The organism is Limnohabitans sp. (assembly GCF_044373035.1).
In the GTDB taxonomy this organism is placed as follows: domain Bacteria; phylum Pseudomonadota; class Gammaproteobacteria; order Burkholderiales; family Burkholderiaceae_C; genus Limnohabitans_A.
Window position 1 is genome coordinate 1 of the sequence record NZ_JBILQU010000194.1, and the last position, 3112, is coordinate 3112.

Consider the following 3112-nt stretch of genomic DNA (forward strand, 5'->3'; position numbering starts at 1 on the left):
TCGGTGGCCTACAACCTGGCCGCCCTGGGTGCCAAACGGGTGCTGGTGCTGGAGCGCGATCAAATCGGCGCGGGCACCACCTCCCAGTCCAGCGGCATTTTGCGCACGCACTATTCGGTGATCGAAAACGTGGTGCTGGCCCAGCAGTCCTGGGCAGTCTTCAAAGACTTTGCGGGTCATTTGCAAGACGAGGACGCCTCGGCCGGTTTGGTGCGTTGTGGCTATCTGATTGCCGCGCCGCATGGCCCCAAGCTCGAACCCCTGGCCCAGTCTTTGGCGGCCCAACAGGCGCAGGGCATTGAGGTGCATCGCCTGAGCGCGCAAGAAGCCAGCGAACGATTGCCCATTTGCCGCTTTGACGATGCGGCCCTGATTGGCTTTGAGCCCGAGGCCGGTTTTGCCGATGCCTACTTGGTGGCCAGCAGCTACGCCCGCGCCGCCCGCAGGCTGGGCGTGAAATTCATGGAAGGCGAGTGCGTGACACGGCTGTTGCTGGCGCAGCAAACCGTGACCGGCGTGGAGACGACCCGTGGTGTGTTCCATGCCCCGGTGGTCATCAGCACGCAAAACATTTGGGCGCAAGAGTTGGCCCAATGGACGGGCATTCAGGTGCCTTTGACGCCCGAGCGGCATAAAGTGATGGCGCTGCAAGGCCCCGAGGCCTACACCTACGCCATGCCCGTCTACAAAGACTTGGGCTCAGCGGGCATGCTGTATTGCCGCAGCTATGGCGGGCAACAAATGCTGGTGAGCGAAGGCACGGCAGGCGAGGCCCTGAGCGGGCCGGACAACACCCAAGGCGATGTGTCCATGGACGATGTGATGCATGTGGGCGAACAGGTGGCAGAGCGCTTTCCCTCTTTTGCCGAAGCCGGGCTGGCGTCTTCCTGGACGGGGGTGTACGACGTGACCCCTGACTGGAACCCGGTGCTGGGGGCGGTGCCCGATGTACCGGGTCTGGTGGTGGGCTTTGGGTTTTCGGGGCACGGCTTCAAACTGTCCCCGGCCGTGGGCCGCGTGTTGGCCCAACAAGCCTTGGGGCTGCCCACCGATGTACCCTTGGCGCCTTATGCGCTGGAGCGCTTCAGAACAGGGCAATTGCTGCATGGCCGTTATGGATCGGGGGCTGTGGCCTGAGTGAGCCCCGTGAAGTCTTCGGGTCAGCGAGAATCAGGCCTTTTGGGCCACTGACCCGGATGACTTCATGAACCTGTTCAACCGTCGCCAATCTCTCACGCTCTTGGGGGCCGCTGTGCTGGTGCCCAGTGTCACGCCCACATGGGCACAGACCACCACGACTGCTGCCACTGCCTGGCCCGACACCTTGCGCGCCGCACGCGGCCAAACCGTTTACTTCAACGCCTGGGCGGGCAGCGAACGCATCAACGCTTACTTGCAATGGGTGGCGGGCGAATTGCAGCGTGACTTTGGCGTCAAGTTGCAGCACGTCAAGATCAGCGACGCAGCCGATGTGGTCAAGCGGGTGCGCGCCGAAAAACAAGCCGGGCGCAAAGACACCGAAGGCACGGTGGACCTGATCTGGATCAACGGCGAAAACTTTGCCGCCATGAAACGTGATGGCTTGTTGTCTGCGCCCTTTGCTCAAACCCTGCCCAACTTCCAGTGGGTGGACACCGTGGGCAAGCCCACCACACTGGTGGATTTTTCTGTGCCCACCGACGGGCTGGAATCGCCCTGGGGCATGGCGCAGCTCACGTTTTTTGCAGATCGCCAGCGCCTGCCCCAACTGCCGCAAAGCATGAATGAGCTGCTGGCCCTGGCCCGCACTCAGCCCGGGCGCATCACCTACCCGCGCCCGCCCAACTTCCATGGCACCACCTTCATCAAGCAGGCCCTGATCGAGCACGCGCCCGATGTGAAAGCGCTGGCCCAGCCCGTGACGGCCGCCGCACTGGAGGCGCAGGCCGCGCCGCTGTGGCGCTTTTTGGATGCGCTGCACCCGCACCTGTGGCGCGGTGGCAAACAGTTCCCGCAAAACTCCGCTGCCCTGCGCCAGATGATGGCCGATGGCGAGTTGCTGCTGGCGCTGACCTTCAACCCCAACGAAGCGGCCAACGAGATCGCTGCCAAGCGCCTGAGCGCCACGGTGCAAAGCTGGCAATTTGCCAAGGGCACGATCGGCAACACGCACTTTGTGGCCATCCCCTACAACGCGCCCAGCAAAGCGGGCGCACAAGTCGTGGCCAACTTTTTGCTGTCAGCCGCCGCGCAAGCGCGCAAGGCCGACATCGACGTATGGGGTGACCCGACGGTGCTGGATGTGGCGCGCCTGCCTGCGGCCGAACGCGCCCGTTTTGCATCGGCTGTGCGCCCCGGGCAGCTGGCCCAAAGCGCCCCCGCGCTGCCCGAGCCCCACGCCTCGTGGGTCGACGCGCTCGAAAAAGAATGGACACGCCGTTACGGCGTGTGACATGCCCAACTTGAAGGTGATGGGGCCTTTGCTGCTGGCACTGCTGGCGGCCGTGCCCATTGGCGCGGCGCTGTGGGCGGTGGGCGCGCAAATGCTCCATGCTACCGCTTGGCAAGCCCTGTGGGCCGACCCGCAAACATGGCGCGCCTGGGGCATGACGCTGTGGACCGGGTTGGCCTCGACCGCCTTGGCGTGGATCACGGTGGCGCATGTGCTGGCCAGCGGCTTCATCCGCCAACAACTGGGGCGCTGGCTGGCACATTTGCCTGCCTTGCTGGCCACGCCGCACGCGGCCATGGCCATCGGCTTGGTGCTGTGGCTCTCGCCCAGCGGTTGGGCGCTGCGGCTGGTGTCGCCGGGCCTGACGGGCTTTGACGCACCGCCGCCCTGGTTCACCACACAAGACCCGTGGGGCCTGGGGCTGATCCTGGCGTTGTGGCTCAAAGAGGTGCCGTTTTTGCTGTGGGTGGCCGCCACCCAAATGCAGCGCGAAGACCTGCGCCGCCGCTGGCAAGCCGAATACGCACTGGCCCAAACCCTGGGCCGCACGCCCGCACAAGCGTTTGCGCACATCATTTGGCCGCAACTGGCCCCGCGCCTGCGCTGGCCGCTGCTGGCGGTGCTGGCCTATGGCCTCACGGTGGTGGACATGGCGCTCATCATCGGCCCCGCCACACCGCC

General features: G+C 65.0%; 2 protein-coding genes and 1 pseudogene. All 3 read left to right on the forward strand.

All coding sequences use genetic code 11. From position 1 onward, the window contains the following. Positions 1–1137 (forward strand): NAD(P)/FAD-dependent oxidoreductase (locus ACIQ47_RS15700; protein ID WP_396438975.1); only part of this gene is annotated, 1137 nt, incomplete at its 5' end. 67 nt (positions 1138–1204) lie between these two features. Beyond that, on the forward strand, positions 1205–2431 hold the full coding sequence (locus ACIQ47_RS15705; RefSeq protein WP_396438976.1) for an ABC transporter substrate-binding protein: 1227 nt from the start codon (positions 1205–1207) through the stop codon (positions 2429–2431). A gap of 1 nt (position 2432) precedes the next feature. Continuing rightward, a pseudogene (locus ACIQ47_RS15710) lies at positions 2433–3112 on the forward strand (ABC transporter permease); the annotation flags it as partial.

Coding starts and splice junctions, on each gene's coding strand:
- ACIQ47_RS15705 (WP_396438976.1), top strand. CDS start 1,205: ATGAACCTGTTCAACCGTCGCCAATCTCTCACGCTCTTGGGGGCCGCT.